Origin of the sequence: Pseudomonas aphyarum, assembly GCF_028657055.1 — a bacterium.
Lineage (GTDB): Bacteria > Pseudomonadota > Gammaproteobacteria > Pseudomonadales > Pseudomonadaceae > Aquipseudomonas > Aquipseudomonas aphyarum.
The window spans coordinates 279,081-293,567 of record NZ_JAMDGS010000012.1; the positions used below are offsets into that span (position 1 = coordinate 279,081).

The following is a 14,487-nucleotide window of genomic DNA, read 5'->3' on the forward strand; positions in this document are numbered from 1 at the left end:
GATATACAGCCCGCCATCACCCGCCTCACAACAAGATCCTCGGACCACGAGGACGACCTCTCCCCAAACGCCCAAGGAGCACATTGATGTCTATCCGGAATCTGCGCATCGGTTTGCGCGCCAGTTTGTGTTTTGCCGTTCTGGCCAGTCTGCTGGTGGTGGTCGGCCTGTTCGGTCTGGGCCAGATGAAAACCCTGCGCGAGAGCGCGGCGGTGATCGAGGAATCGTGGATGCCCAGCATCGAAAGCATCCATGACGCAGCGGCCAACATCGCCAGCATCCGCCTCGAATCCCTGCGCCTGATCACCAGCACCCAGGCTGCCATTCGCGAGCGGAGCAAAGGCCTTCTCACCGCGCAACGCCAGGAGTTGCTCAAGCGCCTCGACGACCACAAAGCCCTGATCGCCAATGACCAGGAGCGGGCAATGCTGGAAGGCCTGAGCGCCGACACCGCCAAGTACCTGAGCATCCTCGACCAGATCATCAAACAGATCGACGCCGGACAAAACGATCAGGCCTACGCGCGCCTGACCACCGAACTGGCGCCCCAAGGCACGGTGCTCGACAAGACCCTGGAGCAAATGATCAGCCTCAACCAGCAAGGCGCGGATGTCGCGGCCAGGTCCGCAGCGGCGATGTACCAGCAGGCGCTGTGGATCGTCGCCACAATCATCGTCATCGCCCTGATTGCCACGTTGCTGCTGGCCTGGTTGCTGACCCGCAGCATCACTGCGCCGATCAATCAAGCACTGAACGTGGCGCGGCGGATTGCTTCGGGAGACCTCAGCGGTCGCATCGACAGTGAGGGTCGCGATGAAGCGGCGCAGTTGCTCACGGCGCTGGCCGAGATGCAGGGCAACCTTCGCTCGACCATTCGCGGCATCAGCGAGTCGGCCCAGCAACTGGCCTCCGCTGCCGAGGAAATGAGTTCGGTGATGGAACAGAGCACCCGTGGCCTGCAACAGCAGAATGACCAGATCGAACAGGCTGCCACGGCGGTTACCGAGATGAGCACAGCAGTCGACGAAGTGGCCGCCAATGCGGTGTCCAGCGCCGAGGCGTCCGAAGCCTCGAACGAGGACAGCAAGCACGGGCATGTGCAGGTCAGCGAAACCATCAGTTCGATTCAGGAACTGGTCAGCGCGGTGCTCGGTGCGTCCGAACAGGCCGAGGGCCTTGCGACTCAGGCCCAGGACATCAGCAAGGTGCTGGAAGTGATTCGCGGCATCGCCGGGCAGACCAACCTGCTGGCCCTGAACGCTGCGATTGAAGCCGCGCGGGCCGGCGAGGCCGGACGTGGGTTTGCGGTGGTCGCCGATGAAGTCCGCTCGCTGGCCCAGCGCACACAGAACTCCACCGAAGAAATCGAGCTGATGATCAGCAGCATCCAGCAAGGCACCGGAGCCACCGTCGACGCGTTGCAAAGCAGCGCCGAACAGGCCAGCCATACCCTGCGTCGGGCCAACAGCGCCGGCCATGCGCTGGAGAAAATCACCGCATCGATTTCGCAGATCAACCAGCGCAACCTGGTGATCGCCAGCGCCGCCGAGCAACAGGCGCTGGTGGCCCGGGAAGTCGACGAAAACCTGGTGACCATTCGCGATCTGTCGACCCAGACCGCTGCCGGCGCCACCCAGACGTCTGCCGCCAGTCAGGAACTGTCGCGACTGGCGGTCGACCTGAACGGGCTGGTGACGCGCTTCGTGATCTGATCAGAAAATTAAATGCCCGATTAGCGGTTGCCATCGCCGGGGCCCTCGGCAACACTCTCGTCCCGATCAAGGAAGGAGTGGCCCGTGAGCCCTGTCGATATTTTCCGCATGTTGTCGCTGGCTGCCATCTGGGGCGCGAGCTTCCTGTTCATGCGCATCATCGCCCCCGCGATCGGTACGGTTCCGACCGGATTCTTCCGCGTTTCGATTGCCGCCGTCGGCCTGCTGGTAATTCTCGGGCTGATGCGCATCAGCTGGGATTTCAAAGGCAAGCTCAAGACCGTGATGATGCTCGGCGTGATCAACTCCGGCGTGCCGGCGACGCTGTATTCGGTCGCCGCCCAGGTGTTGCCGGCCGGTTATTCGGCAATCTTCAATGCCACCACGCCGTTGATGGGCGTGTTGATCGGCGGGTTGTTCTTCAGTGAAAAACTGACGCTGGCCAAACTCGCCGGGGTGTTCCTCGGCCTGCTCGGAGTGGGTGTGCTGACCCGCGCCGGCCCGGTCGCGTTCGATCTGCAGCTGCTGATGGGCGCCGTTGCCTGCCTGCTCGCAACCACTTGCTATGGCTTCGCCGGGTTCCTCGCCCGACGCTGGCTGGATCAGGCCGGTGGGCTCGACAGTCGTCTGTCGGCGCTGGGCAGCATGCTCGGTGCGACCCTGTTTCTGTTGCCGCTGTTCGGTTACAGCGTCATCACTCAGCCGCCCGTGAGCTGGGGTGGCTGGAATGTCTGGCTGTCGCTGCTGGGCCTGGGTCTGGGCTGCACCGCGTTTGCCTACATCATTTACTTCCGCCTGCTGAGCTCCATCGGGCCGGTGAAGTCGATGACCGTGACCTTCATGATTCCGCCGTTCGGCGTGTTGTGGGGGGCGCTGTTTCTCGATGAGCCGCTATCGATGGCGCACGTGTATGGCGGGGTGTTGATCGCGATTGCGCTGTGGCTGGTGTTGAAACCCGCGGCAGTGAAGCCGGCAGAAATCACCGCCCGCTGATTCGCAGATGCACAAAGGCCCGGGAGTTTCCTCCCGGGCCTTTTTCATGCGCGGCTGTTATGCCGATTTACGGAACACGAACACCAGACCGACGATGATCAACAGCATTCCCAGCACGCTTAACGCGGCCAGGCGATTGCCGAAGATCAGATAGTCCATCACCGCCGTCACGGCCGGCACCAGATAGAACAGACTGGTGACATTCACCAGATTGCCCCGGGCGATCAGTCGATACAGCAACAACGTCGCCAGCACGGAAACCACCAGCCCCATCCACAACACCGGCACGATGAAACCGGCGCCGTGCTCGAAATGGAACGGCTGGAACGGCACGAAAATCCCGCACAGCAACAGACCGGCCAGATATTGCACCGGCAGCGTGCCGAGGGGATTGTCGGTGATGCGCTTCTGCATGATCGAGCCGAAGGTCATGCTCGCCAGCGCCAGCAGCCCGAACAACATTCCCGCCAGCGACATTCCGGCCAGACCGATGCCCTGGTAAACCACCATGATCAGACCGGCCAATCCCAACGCCAGCCCAAAGATTCGGCTCGCCGAGCGCTGCCGCTCCATGATCACCACCGTGAGGATCGGCTGCACGCCCATGATGGTCGCCATCACCCCGGGCGTGACCTTCAGGTCCAGCGCCAGCAGATAAAAGATCTGATAGGCCCCCAGCAGCACCACGCCGGTGGCCATCGCGTACAGCATCGGCTTGCCGCCCTTGGGCAGTTTCAACTTGAGCAACGGCACCAGCAGCACCAGCCCGCACAGGGCAATCACAAAACGGATCAGCAGAAAGGCAAAGGGCGAAGCGTGGGCCAGCCCCCACTTGGAGAAGATCGCCCCGCTGCTCCACAGCAGAACGAACAGGCTCGTGGACGCCGCCGCGAGCGCGGACTTTTTCGAAAGGACAAACATGAATACCACCTGTAGTCAGGCAAATAGCCAACTCAGCCGAAGCTGAAATTCAGTAGGTTTTTTCAGGCGGGCACAGGGGTCAGCAGAAAACGCTGATCAGCCCGAAACACCAACGCCCGGCGGTGATACGACTGCGCACACCGGCGTGCTACGGACAGGTGGAGGGTAATGACTGATCTGCACAGGCTGCTGTTTCCCGCACGGCACGACGCCAGCGTTGACCGCTGAATCGACTACCGCGTTGATGAGGGATGCAGGCATCTGGGCTGATCTTTTTTGAAGGGTTGAAAGGTGAGAGTCGTGGGACTTACGAGCGCCGACTATAACCAGCCCGCGACATGGATTGCAACGACTTGGACAAAGGGCCAGTAGCGACAGGCAGGAGGCAGGCGCATAGGCTCGTTTGCAATTGCAACGACCATCGATGGGGGACATGGAATGCGCGAGATCATATGCCAAGGGAACGGAATCATCTGCGGTATCAGTTGTACAAATCGCAAGCCAGGAAGCTTGCCCGCCTTGCCACGACTCAACTCCAGATTGACCTGGAGATGGCTGGTCCCACAACGCTTGACCTTTCGAAAGTACGTTTCGAAACCATCGACTCGTTGGCGCTGAGTGCTTTTGAGTGTTGGGAGAGCCCGCATTTTTCATGGGAAGAAGTCATTGGATGGAAAGCGCGCGAACCTCTCGCTCTCGACATCGCAATCTGGTTTGAATCTGAACTGTGCGGACTTTGCTTTGCCAACCCGAATAAAAGTCGACAACGCATCCGAATCGTACGACTGGAGGGGCGGCCAAGAGAAACACATCCATTGAAGAACCGTGTTGTACCGCTATCCGTTCTGGCAATTGAGCAATACGCCCGCATCATTGGCAGTAGCTTGATCGAGGCTCAAGAACCATTCCAGGGAGCAATACCAATTTACGAACAACTCGGCTTCGGATTGGATAACGAGGGTCGCCTTGTCAAAACAGTAGGGAGCCTAGTATTGTGAAAAACGCTCAAATATTGATCAACCAAGGTGGGAATATGCGCAAAGAAATAAAAAAATCCCCCAGAAAGAAAAAAGCGCATGCAATAAGGGGTGAATCTGATCCGACAGTTCTGACAGCCAGTCAACGACGGCTCTTACAGATCATTGCAACCGGCACCGCTATCGATGAACCAAGCTTACTTGCTGGCCGTCCCTGATTCCGAAAACAAAAAACCGCTCAAACGAGCGGTTTTTTGCATCTGCATCCAGCCTCAACCAAACAGCCAATACCCAAGCAACGTCAACACCACCACCGCCAGTACCGGCCGCATCACACGGTAGGCCTTTGGATTGCGGCGTTTCCACTGTTTGACCGCACCGCTGAACTTGTCGCTGAAGTTCTTGCTCCACGCGTAAGCCTGGTTGATCCCGCCGACGCGCTCGTCGTCAAGGTTCTGCGGTGCCGTGGCACGGCCCAGCCAGGCGCTGATGAAGCGGTTGATGCGGGTCATCAGACGATTGCTCAGCGGGCGCTCGATGTCGCAGAACAGGATGACACGGGTCTTGTCGGTTTCGTTCTTGACCCAGTGCACGTAGGTTTCGTCGAACATCACGTCTTCACCGTCGCGCCAGGCGTAGACCTGACCGTCGACGAAAATCCGGCAATCGTCGGAGTTCGGCGTCGACAGGCCGAGGTGATAACGCAGGGAACCGGCAAACGGATCGCGGTGCGGGTTCAAATGGCTGCCGCCCGGCAACAGGGCGAACATTGCGCCTTTGACGTTGGGGATGGCACTGACCAGCGCCACGGTTTTCGGGCACAGGGTTTCGGCCGATGGCAGCGGTTTGTCGTACCACTTGAGGTAGAAACGCTTCCAGCCCTTCTTGAAGAACGAGCCGAAACCGGCATCGTTGTTCTTCTCGGCGGCGCGGATGTAGCCCTCGTCGAACAGGTGCATAGCCTCGTCGCGAATGATTTCCCAGTTATCACGCAACACGTCCAGTTCCGGAAACTTGCTGCGATCCAGATACGGCTTGGACGGCACGCCGGAGAACAGGTACATCAAGGCGTTATACGGGGCGAACAGCGCCGAGTGGTTGACGAACTGACGCAGCACCGGCAAACGCGCCTTGCCGCGCAAATGCACATAGAGCGTGCTGCCCAGAAACAGCAACAACACCAACGCCTTGGCGGCAAACGGAAAGGTCATCAACAACTCCTTGAAAAAAGACAACACTGCGCAATGTCATTTACCCGACATGGCGGCCGGCCATGATAAACACTACCGGCTCCGGGAAAAACCCGCCCGATTCAGGATTCAGTGTTAAAAATTGCGCAACAAAGCACTTCTTAACATAGCGATCCTGAACCTTGGCTGACCTGAATCAACACGCCACTTACTGCTGGTTCTCCTGATCGGTGAACAGATCGCTGAACAGCATGCTCGACAGGTAACGCTCACCGGAATCCGGCAATACCACGACGATGGTCTTGCCCTGCATTTCCGGGGTTTCCGCCAAGCGCACCGCCACCGACATGGCCGCACCACAGGAAATGCCGCACAGGATCCCCTCCTCCTGCATCAGGCGCAGCGCCATGGCCTTGGACTCGTCATCCGTCACCAGCTCGACCCGGTCAACCATCGACAGATCAAGGTTCTTCGGCACAAAACCGGCACCGATGCCCTGAATCTTGTGTGGGCTCGGCTTGATCTCTTCGCCCGCCAGCGCCTGGGTAATCACCGGCGAGGACACCGGTTCCACCGCCACCGACAGAATCGGTTTGCCCGCCGTATTCTTGATATACCGCGACACGCCGGTAATGGTTCCGCCGGTGCCGACGCCTGCGACCAGCACATCGATGGCGCCATCGGTGTCGTTCCAGATTTCCGGGCCGGTGGTTTTTTCGTGGATGGCCGGGTTGGCCGGATTATCGAACTGGGCCGGCATGAAGTATTTGCCTGCGTCGCTGGCGACGATCTCTGCGGCCTTTTCGATCGCGCCCTTCATGCCCTTGGCCGGCTCGGTCAGCACCAGCTCGGCGCCCAGTGCCTTGAGCACCTTGCGCCGCTCGATGCTCATCGAGGCCGGCATGGTCAGCAGCAGTTTGTAACCGCGAGCGGCAGCGACAAATGCCAGGCCGATGCCGGTGTTGCCGGAGGTCGGCTCGACGATGGTCATGCCCGGCTTGAGTTTGCCGCTGCTTTCGGCGTCCCAGATCATGTTGGCGCCAATCCGGCACTTGACCGAGTAGCCCGGGTTGCGACCTTCGATCTTGGCCAGAATGGTCACGCCACGGGGCGCGATGCGGTTGATCTGCACCAGCGGCGTGTTGCCGATGGAGTGGGCGTTGTCAGCAAAAATGCGGCTCATGGCTGGGTCCTTATGCAGCGTTGAATTCAGCTCTCCAAGGTAAGCCTGTTGCCCTTCTCAGTCCAGTCGGGCCGAACGTCTGCGGCAGGCGGCAGTCAATCGCTTTACACCGTTCGGGATTTGCTGCCATGAAGCGTCGCTACCGCTGGCCGTTGTGGATTCTCGCCACCCTCGTTGTGTTGCTGGTCGCCCTGCACATCGCCCTGCCCTACATCGTGCGCGACTATCTGAATGACAAACTGGCCAACATGGGCGACTACCGCGGCCAGATCACCGACGTTGATCTGGCGCTCTGGCGCGGGGCCTACAAGATCAACGGCCTGAAGATCGTCAAGGTCGACGGCAAGGTGCCGGTGCCGTTCGTCGATGCGCCGCTGATCGACCTGTCCGTCAGCTGGCACTCGCTGTGGTACGACCATGCGGTGGTGGCGCAGGTGAAATTCTTCAAACCGCAGGTGAACTTCGTCGATGGCGGGGCCAACAAGCAGAACTCCCAGACCGGTCAAGGCACCGACTGGCGCGCGCAGCTGGGCAAATTGCTGCCGATCACCCTCGACGAGGTACAGATCAACGATGGCCGCATCAGCTTTCGCAACTTCAACTCAAAACCGCCGGTGAACATGAATGCGACGAATGTCGACGCGAGCATCTACAACCTGACCAACGTGGTCGACACCAAGGGCAAACGCGACGCCCGCTTCGAAGGCAAAGCCCTGCTGCTGGGCCATGCGCCGCTGGAAACCAGCGCCACCTTCGACCCGTTGAGCAACTTCGAAGACTTCGAATTTCGCCTGCGGGCCCGGGACATCGAACTCAAGCGCATGAACGACTTCGCCTCGGCCTACGGCAAGTTCGACTTCAATGCCGGCCACGGCGACGTGGTCATCGAAGCCGCCGCCAACAAGGGCCAGCTCAAGGGCTACATCAAACCGCTGCTGCGCGACGTCGACGTATTCAACTGGCAGCAGGATGTCGAGAACAAGAACAAGGGCATCTTCCGCTCGATCTGGGAAGCACTGGTCGGCGGCACTGAAACCGTGCTGAAAAACCAGGGCAAAAACCAGTTCGCCACCCGGGTTGAACTCAGCGGCAGCGTGCACCAGCAAGATATCAGCGCGTTCGAAGCGTTTTTGCAGATTTTGCGCAACGGATTCATCCAGGCATTCAATGCCCGGTACGAACGGCCGAAGCCGGATGCGGGCTAGCGCACTGCGCGAGCGCATCCAGATACAAGGTGTCTGCGCCGATCTGAATATCCGGATCCGGCCAATCCACACTCCAGCCATCAACTCCGATGATTGCAGCGCCGAATACCTCCGGATCAAGCAATGGCTTGAGGCCTGGATACCTTTCCAGGTCCTGGCTCAAATCGACAATCAATTGCTGCCCCTCAATAAAGGTCAGCGCCAGGCGAAAATCTGCCAAAGGCTGTACAGCCGATAAACGAGGGCGTTTCTTGGGCGACATCGGTTCCGATCCTCTAATCAGACAGGTTCAGCAGGCTACTTCCAAACCGATGCTCGCTGAATGCTGGCTTTGCGCCGAAACTGAGTCAACATGTGACGCCCCATTCAGAGACTGAATAAGCCGTCTGCGTTCACAGTCGACCGGGCCGCGCGTTATAGTCGGGCATCCGATTATTTCGCCCCCGCCCTGCCCGTTCAGGTCGGCGTTACCGTTCGAGGATTAGCAGATGAAGTTCGAAGGCACCCAGGCCTACGTCGCCACCGATGACCTGAAGCTGGCGGTCAACGCCGCCATCACCCTGGAGCGGCCGCTGCTGGTCAAGGGCGAACCGGGCACCGGCAAGACCATGCTCGCCGAGCAACTGGCCGAATCGTTCGGCGCCAAGCTGATCACCTGGCACATCAAGTCCACCACCAAGGCCCATCAGGGCCTGTACGAGTACGATGCGGTCAGCCGTCTGCGCGACTCGCAACTGGGCAATGAAAAAGTCCACGACGTGCGCAACTACCTGAAGAAGGGCAAGCTCTGGGAAGCGTTCGAGTCTGAAGAACGGGTCATCCTGCTGATCGACGAAATCGACAAGGCCGACATCGAGTTCCCCAACGACCTGTTGCAAGAACTCGACAAGATGGAGTTCTACGTTTACGAAATCGACGAGACCATCAAGGCCAAGAAGCGTCCGATCATCATCATTACCTCCAACAACGAGAAAGAGCTGCCGGACGCGTTCCTGCGTCGCTGCTTCTTCCACTACATCGCCTTCCCCGACCGCACCACCCTGCAGAAAATCGTCGACGTTCACTACCCGGACATCAAGAAGGATCTGGTCAGCGAAGCGCTGGACGTGTTCTTCGACGTGCGCAAGGTGCCGGGCCTGAAGAAGAAGCCTTCGACCTCCGAACTGGTCGATTGGCTGAAACTGCTGATGGCCGACAACATCGGCGAAGCCGTGCTGCGCGAACGCGATCCGACCAAAGCCATCCCGCCGCTGGCCGGTGCTCTGGTGAAGAACGAACAGGACGTGCAACTGCTTGAGCGCCTGGCGTTCATGAGCCGTCGCGGCACCCGCTAAGAGGCTGATGCCATGTTGCTCAACCTGTTCAATGAAATGCGTGCAGCCAAGGTGCCGGTGTCGGTGCGCGAGCTGCTCGACCTGATCAACGCGCTGAAACAGCGCGTGACCTTCGCCGACATGGACGAGTTCTACTACTTGTCGCGGGCGATTCTGGTGAAGGACGAACGGCATTTCGACAAGTTCGACCGTGCGTTCGGTGCCTACTTCAATGGCCTGGAAAAGCTCGACGATCACTTGCAGGCGCTGATCCCCGAAGACTGGCTGCGCAAGGAATTCGAGCGCTCGCTGAGCGACGAGGAACGCGCGCAGATCCAGTCCCTCGGCGGTCTGGACAAGCTGATCGAAGAGTTCAAGAAACGCCTGGAAGAACAGAAGGAACGCCACGCCGGCGGCAACAAATGGATCGGCACCGGCGGCACCAGCCCGTTCGGCTCCGGCGGTTTCAACCCGGAAGGCATCCGGGTCGGCGACGCCGGCAAGCGCCAGGGCAAAGCGGTGAAAGTCTGGGATCAGCGCGAGTACAAGAACCTCGACGACTCCGTGGAGCTGGGCACCCGCAACATCAAGGTCGCCCTGCGCCGCCTGCGTAAATTCGCTCGTCAGGGCGCGGCGGAAGAGCTGGACATCGACGGCACCATCGACCACACCGCCAAGGATGCCGGGCTGCTGAACATCCAGATGCGCCCGGAACGGCGCAATACGGTGAAGCTGTTGCTGCTGTTCGACATCGGCGGCTCGATGGACGCCCACGTGAAGATCTGCGAGGAACTGTTCTCGGCCTGCAAGACCGAGTTCAAGCATCTGGAGTACTTCTACTTCCACAACTTCATTTATGAATCGGTGTGGAAGAACAACATGCGCCGCACTTCCGAGCGCACGTCGACCCAGGACCTGCTGCACAAGTACGGCGCCGACTACAAAGTGATCTTCATCGGTGACGCCGCGATGGCGCCTTATGAAATCACCCAGGCCGGTGGCAGCGTCGAGCACTGGAACGAAGAGCCGGGTTACGTGTGGATGCAGCGCTTCATGGAGAAGTACAAGAAGCTCATCTGGATCAACCCGTACCCAAAAGATACGTGGGGCTACACCTCGTCGACCAATATCGTGCGGGATTTGATCGAGGACCAGATGTATCCGCTGACGTTGCGCGGGCTGGAAGAAGGGATGCGGTTTCTGTCCAAGTAATCCAGGATTACTCCCCCGCCAGCGGCGGGGGGGAACGATCAAAAGCGCTGCAGATATTCGACATGCTCCCGGTGTGCCACTTCCTGCACCACCGGACGCAATCTGACCTTCGCTCCCGGCAGACACTGTGCCAGACGCGCCAGTGCCAACGGCGTCAACGCTCCCAATCGCGGATAACCGCCAATCGTCTGCCGATCATTGAGCAACACGATTGGCTGCCCGTCCGGCGGCACCTGCACCGCGCCCAGCGGGATGCCCTCGGAAATCATCGGTTTGCCCTGATACTGCAACGCCGTCCCCAGCAACCGAATACCCATGCGATCGGCGCGACTGTCCAGCGTCCAGGCGCTGTTGAATGCATCGAACAGGCTCTGCCCGCTGAACTGGCCGATCTGCGCGCCGAGCACCAGATCGAGTGGCGCGTCGAGGCGCAGATCCGGTCGATGCTCCGCCGGGACCTCACGCACCAACAGGGTTTCGCCCTGATAACTCAGCGAAGCGCCCTTGGCCAACGGCAAGCCAAAACCATCGAGGCCACCGAGTTCCTCACGTACCACCGTGGCACTGCTGCCCAGCACTTTCGGCGCGTTGAAACCGCCGGGCGCCGCCAGATAGGCCCGCGCCCCCAGCAACGGCTGGGTGAACGTCAAAGTCTGCCCTTTGCGCAGTTTGAAACTGCGCCACGGTGCCAGCGCCTCACCGTCGATCTGCGCGCCAAGATCGGCGCCCGCCAATGCCAGCAAGCAATCTTCTTCAGCCACCACCGTAAACCCGCCGAGGGTGATTTCGATCACTGGCAAGTCCAGGCCATTGCCCAGCAGCCAGTTGGCCCAAGCCATCGACCGCCAGTCCGCCGCGCCGCCCTGAGTCACGCCCAGATGGCGCATGCCAAACCGTCCGGCGTCCTGCAACAGGCACAGCGGCGTGCTTGCTTCAATCGTCAGTCGGCTCATGCGAAGGCCTCCAGAGGCGTGTCGTCACCGCCGAGGCGGATGAATTCGGCATGGCTCACCGCTTCGAAACGCACGGTATCGCCGGGCTGCATGAGGCTGTAGCCATCGCGTTCACGGTCGAACAGTTTTGCTGGCGTGCGACCGATCAGGTTCCAGCCACCGGGGGACACCACCGGATACGCGGCCGTTTGCCGCTCGGCGATGCCGACGCTGCCAGCCGCGACTTTCTTGCGTGGTGTATTCAGACGCGGTGCCGCCAGGACTTCTTCCACCAAACCCATGAAGGCAAACCCCGGTGCGAATCCGAGCGCGAACACCTGATATTCCCGAGCGCTGTGACGGCGGATCACTTCTTCCACCGACAAACCGCTGCGTTGTGACAGCAGACTCAATTCCGGTCCGACGCTCAGGTCGTACCACACCGGCAGCACATGACACTGGCCGCCGGTGCGCGCATTCGGCGACAGGTCGATCAGCGCTTCGGCGATCAACTCCCGGGCCTGATTCGGGCTCAACGCGGTCAGGTCGTAATGCACCATCAACGTGGTGTACGACGGCACCAGATCGATCAGATATGCGCCGAACACCGCGCGCAGCCGCTCGCTGGCGGCGAGCATCCACGGCATGTTGGCTTCGGCGATTTCATCGAACAGGCGCAGCATCAGGCAATCCAGCGCTACCACTTCCACCCGCGGATTCATGGCGCGCTCTGCTCGTTCAGGGCCTGACGAATGCGTTGCACGGCGGCCACCGAACTGGCGTTGTCACCGTGCACGCACAGCGTGTTGGCTTGCAGGTGCAGCGCGCTGCCGTCGCTGGCGGTGAGGTTGTCGCTACGGGCGATGGTCAGCGCTTGCCCGATGATGGTTTCGGAATCGTGGTGTACCGCGCCCGGCAGTTGTCGCGAGACCAGTCGGCCGGCGCTGTCGTAGGCGCGGTCGGCGAAGGCTTCGAACCACAGGGTCACGCCGTATTCGTCACCGAGTTGCTGGGCTGCCGAGTTGTCGCGGGTGGCCATCAGCATCAGCGGCAAGCTCCGGTCGTAAGCCGCAACTGCCTGAATCACCGCCCGCAACTGTGCCGGGTTGGCCATCATGTCGTTGTACATCGCGCCGTGGGGTTTGACGTAACTGACTTTGCCACCCTGGGCACGGCAAATGCCGTCGAGAGCGCCGATCTGGTAATGCAGGATGTCTTGCAGTTCCTGGGCAGTGTAAGCCATGGAGCGTCGGCCGAACCCCACCAGATCCTGATAGGCCGGATGCGCGCCGATCTGCACGCCGTGGCTCAGGGCCAGGCTGACGGTCTTGCGCATGATGCTCGGGTCGCCGGCGTGAAAACCGCAGGCAATGTTGGCGCAATCGATGAAAGGCATGACTTCCGCGTCCAGACCCATGGTCCAGCTGCCGAAGCTCTCGCCGATGTCACAGTTCAATAGCAGGCGGCTCACGGTGAACACTCCTGTAGCTGTTATCTTTTTATGCTGTAGGACAGTTGTCGCAGGTTATCAGTTACTGCGCGTCCAGTTGCTTGCCACGGGTTTCCGGCAGGCTCAGCGCCGCGAGAATCACCACGCCGTAGGACACCGCCGCAAAGGCACCGATGCCTACGCTCAGCGGTACTTTCTGGCTGAGCAGGCCGATCAGCAGCGGGAACAATGCCGCCAGTGCCCGACCGATGTTGTAGCAGAAGCCCTGCCCCGAACCGCGAATCCGCGTTGGAAACAGCTCGGTGAGAAACGCCCCCATGCCACTGAAAATCCCCGAGGCGAAGAAGCCCAGCGGGAAGCCCAGCCACAGCATCACGCCGTTGCTGACCGGCAATTGGGTGTAGAGCAGAACGATGGTGAACGAGCCGACCGCGAACAGGATGAAGTTCTTCTTGCGGCCCAACAGGTCAGTCAAATAGGCGCTGATCACATAACCGACGTAGGACCCGACGATCACCATCGCCAGATAACCGCCGGTGCCGAGTACGCTCAAGCCACGCTCGTTCTTCAGAAAAGTCGGCAGCCAGGAGGTGATCGCGTAGTAACCGCCGAGGGCGCCGGTGGTCAGCAGCGAGGCGCGAATCGTGGTGAAGAGCATGCCGGGGGCGAAGATCTCGTAGAACTTCGAAGGGCTCTCCGGGGTTTGTTTGGCCTTGGCTTCGCGGTAGATCTCTGGATCTTTCACCAGACGGCGGACAAAAATCACGAACACCGCCGGCACGATGCCGAGGATGAACAGTGCGCGCCAGGCGTCTTCCGGTGGCAACACCGAGAACAGCAGCGCATACAGAATCGCCGTCAGGCCCCAACCCAAAGCCCAGCCGGATTGCACCATGCCGACTGCTTTGCCGCGATCCTTGGCGCGGATCACTTCACCGATCAGCACCGCGCCGGCGGTCCATTCACCACCGAAACCGAAGCCCATCAGGGTGCGGGCGATCAGCAGTTGCTCGTAGTTCTGGGCGAAGCCGCAAAGGAAAGTGAAGAAGGCAAACCACAGCACCGTCAGTTGCAGGGTACGCACGCGGCCGATGCGGTCGGAGAGAATTCCCGCCACCCAACCGCCGATGGCCGAGGCGATCAGGGTGCTGGTGTGGATCAGGCCGGCTTCTCCGGTGGTGATGCCCCACATCGCGATCAGGGTCGGCACCACGAAGCTGAGCATCTGGGTGTCCATGCCGTCCAGACCGTAGCCGATCTTGCAGCTCCAGAAGGTGCGGCGCTCTTGCTGATTGATGTTGCGATACCAGTCGAACGGGCCGGGACGGGCCGCAGTCTTGGGGAGGTCGAGGGTGTCGGGCGCACTCATGGCATGTCTCCGCAGGCTTTTATTGGTCTT

General features: G+C 60.3%; 14 protein-coding genes and 1 pseudogene. 7 read left to right on the forward strand and 8 right to left on the reverse strand.

Features of this window, described 5'->3' with window-relative positions; all coding sequences use genetic code 11:
* Positions 1-86: 86 nt before the first annotated feature.
* Together M5G18_RS18555 and M5G18_RS18560 are read left to right on the forward strand one after the other, a co-directional pair.
* On the forward strand, positions 87-1,712 hold the full coding sequence (locus tag M5G18_RS18555) for a methyl-accepting chemotaxis protein (RefSeq protein ID WP_273896573.1): 1,626 nt from the start codon (positions 87-89) through the stop codon (positions 1,710-1,712).
* A gap of 84 nt (positions 1,713-1,796) precedes the next feature.
* Positions 1,797-2,705 (forward strand): DMT family transporter, encoded by a 909-nt coding sequence (locus M5G18_RS18560; RefSeq protein ID WP_273896571.1) that lies wholly within the window; start codon positions 1,797-1,799, stop codon positions 2,703-2,705.
* Between the two features lie 57 nt (positions 2,706-2,762).
* Here M5G18_RS18560 and M5G18_RS18565 read toward each other — a convergent pair whose 3' ends face one another.
* A complete protein-coding gene (locus M5G18_RS18565; RefSeq protein WP_273896569.1) occupies positions 2,763-3,626 on the reverse strand; it encodes a DMT family transporter in 864 nt (287 codons plus the stop codon).
* A gap of 452 nt (positions 3,627-4,078) precedes the next feature.
* On the opposite strand from M5G18_RS18565, the gene M5G18_RS18570 reads away from it, so the two are divergent.
* Positions 4,079-4,624, forward strand: a complete 546-nt coding sequence (locus M5G18_RS18570; RefSeq protein ID WP_273896567.1) for a hypothetical protein — start codon at positions 4,079-4,081, stop codon at positions 4,622-4,624.
* Positions 4,621-4,821 (forward strand): hypothetical protein, encoded by a 201-nt coding sequence (locus M5G18_RS18575; protein WP_085605617.1) that lies wholly within the window; start codon positions 4,621-4,623, stop codon positions 4,819-4,821. Before M5G18_RS18570 ends, M5G18_RS18575 begins: the two co-directional genes overlap by 4 nt.
* 54 nt (positions 4,822-4,875) lie before the next feature.
* Here M5G18_RS18575 and M5G18_RS18580 read toward each other — a convergent pair whose 3' ends face one another.
* Entirely contained in the window at positions 4,876-5,814 is a 939-nt protein-coding gene (locus M5G18_RS18580) for an aspartyl/asparaginyl beta-hydroxylase domain-containing protein (protein WP_273896566.1), read from the reverse strand.
* A gap of 187 nt (positions 5,815-6,001) precedes the next feature.
* Positions 6,002-6,976 (reverse strand): cysteine synthase A, encoded by a 975-nt coding sequence (cysK, locus tag M5G18_RS18585; protein WP_007956517.1) that lies wholly within the window; start codon positions 6,974-6,976, stop codon positions 6,002-6,004.
* 128 nt (positions 6,977-7,104) lie between these two features.
* On the opposite strand from cysK, the gene M5G18_RS18590 reads away from it, so the two are divergent.
* Complete coding sequence (locus tag M5G18_RS18590) at positions 7,105-8,181, forward strand: DUF748 domain-containing protein (protein WP_273896565.1); 1,077 nt, start codon at positions 7,105-7,107, stop codon at positions 8,179-8,181.
* Here M5G18_RS18590 and M5G18_RS18595 read toward each other — a convergent pair.
* Positions 8,177-8,443 (reverse strand): annotated as a pseudogene (locus M5G18_RS18595) (DUF2442 domain-containing protein); the annotation flags it as partial. The gene M5G18_RS18590 and the pseudogene M5G18_RS18595 sit on opposite strands and share 5 nt — an antisense overlap.
* A gap of 226 nt (positions 8,444-8,669) precedes the next feature.
* Here M5G18_RS18595 and M5G18_RS18600 point away from each other — a divergent pair.
* Together M5G18_RS18600 and M5G18_RS18605 are read left to right on the forward strand one after the other, a co-directional pair.
* The gene (locus M5G18_RS18600; protein ID WP_007911294.1) at positions 8,670-9,515 is read left to right on the forward strand and encodes an AAA family ATPase; all 846 of its coding nucleotides are present in this window, start codon (positions 8,670-8,672) and stop codon (positions 9,513-9,515) included.
* A gap of 12 nt (positions 9,516-9,527) precedes the next feature.
* Positions 9,528-10,706, forward strand: a complete 1,179-nt coding sequence (locus M5G18_RS18605; protein ID WP_016771218.1) for a vWA domain-containing protein — start codon at positions 9,528-9,530, stop codon at positions 10,704-10,706.
* Between the two features lie 38 nt (positions 10,707-10,744).
* On the opposite strand, the gene M5G18_RS18610 is transcribed toward M5G18_RS18605, so the two are convergent.
* The 4 genes from M5G18_RS18610 to M5G18_RS18625 all read right to left on the reverse strand — a co-directional run bounded on the left by M5G18_RS18610 (position 10,745) and on the right by M5G18_RS18625 (position 14,457).
* Positions 10,745-11,659 (reverse strand): 5-oxoprolinase subunit C family protein, encoded by a 915-nt coding sequence (locus M5G18_RS18610; RefSeq protein ID WP_273896564.1) that lies wholly within the window; start codon positions 11,657-11,659, stop codon positions 10,745-10,747.
* Positions 11,656-12,360 carry a 5-oxoprolinase subunit B family protein gene (locus M5G18_RS18615; RefSeq protein WP_273896563.1) on the reverse strand — a complete coding sequence of 235 codons (705 nt, stop codon included), beginning with the start codon at positions 12,358-12,360 and terminating at the stop codon, positions 11,656-11,658. The genes M5G18_RS18610 and M5G18_RS18615 overlap by 4 nt, the downstream gene beginning before the upstream one ends.
* The gene (locus M5G18_RS18620) at positions 12,357-13,109 is read right to left on the reverse strand and encodes a 5-oxoprolinase subunit PxpA (RefSeq protein WP_273896562.1); all 753 of its coding nucleotides are present in this window, start codon (positions 13,107-13,109) and stop codon (positions 12,357-12,359) included. Before M5G18_RS18620 ends, M5G18_RS18615 begins: the two co-directional genes overlap by 4 nt.
* 61 nt (positions 13,110-13,170) lie before the next feature.
* Positions 13,171-14,457: an MFS transporter gene (locus tag M5G18_RS18625; RefSeq protein WP_085605604.1), complete on the reverse strand. Its 1,287-nt coding sequence runs from the start codon at positions 14,455-14,457 to the stop codon at positions 13,171-13,173.
* Positions 14,458-14,487: the final 30 nt, after the last annotated feature.

What these genes read in the sequence shown, in the direction of transcription:
- M5G18_RS18590 (WP_273896565.1), top strand. Translation starts at nt 7,105, where the DNA reads ATGAAGCGTCGCTACCGCTGGCCGTTGTGGATTCTCGCCACCCTCGTT.
- M5G18_RS18570 (WP_273896567.1), top strand. Translation starts at nt 4,079, where the DNA reads ATGCCAAGGGAACGGAATCATCTGCGGTATCAGTTGTACAAATCGCAA.
- M5G18_RS18605 (WP_016771218.1), top strand. Translation starts at nt 9,528, where the DNA reads ATGTTGCTCAACCTGTTCAATGAAATGCGTGCAGCCAAGGTGCCGGTG.
- M5G18_RS18565 (WP_273896569.1), bottom strand. Translation starts at nt 3,626, where the DNA reads ATGTTTGTCCTTTCGAAAAAGTCCGCGCTCGCGGCGGCGTCCACGAGC.
- M5G18_RS18555 (WP_273896573.1), top strand. Translation starts at nt 87, where the DNA reads ATGTCTATCCGGAATCTGCGCATCGGTTTGCGCGCCAGTTTGTGTTTT.
- M5G18_RS18580 (WP_273896566.1), bottom strand. Translation starts at nt 5,814, where the DNA reads ATGACCTTTCCGTTTGCCGCCAAGGCGTTGGTGTTGTTGCTGTTTCTG.
- M5G18_RS18625 (WP_085605604.1), bottom strand. Translation starts at nt 14,457, where the DNA reads ATGAGTGCGCCCGACACCCTCGACCTCCCCAAGACTGCGGCCCGTCCC.
- M5G18_RS18615 (WP_273896563.1), bottom strand. Translation starts at nt 12,360, where the DNA reads ATGAATCCGCGGGTGGAAGTGGTAGCGCTGGATTGCCTGATGCTGCGC.
- cysK (WP_007956517.1), bottom strand. Translation starts at nt 6,976, where the DNA reads ATGAGCCGCATTTTTGCTGACAACGCCCACTCCATCGGCAACACGCCG.
- M5G18_RS18600 (WP_007911294.1), top strand. Translation starts at nt 8,670, where the DNA reads ATGAAGTTCGAAGGCACCCAGGCCTACGTCGCCACCGATGACCTGAAG.
- M5G18_RS18610 (WP_273896564.1), bottom strand. Translation starts at nt 11,659, where the DNA reads ATGAGCCGACTGACGATTGAAGCAAGCACGCCGCTGTGCCTGTTGCAG.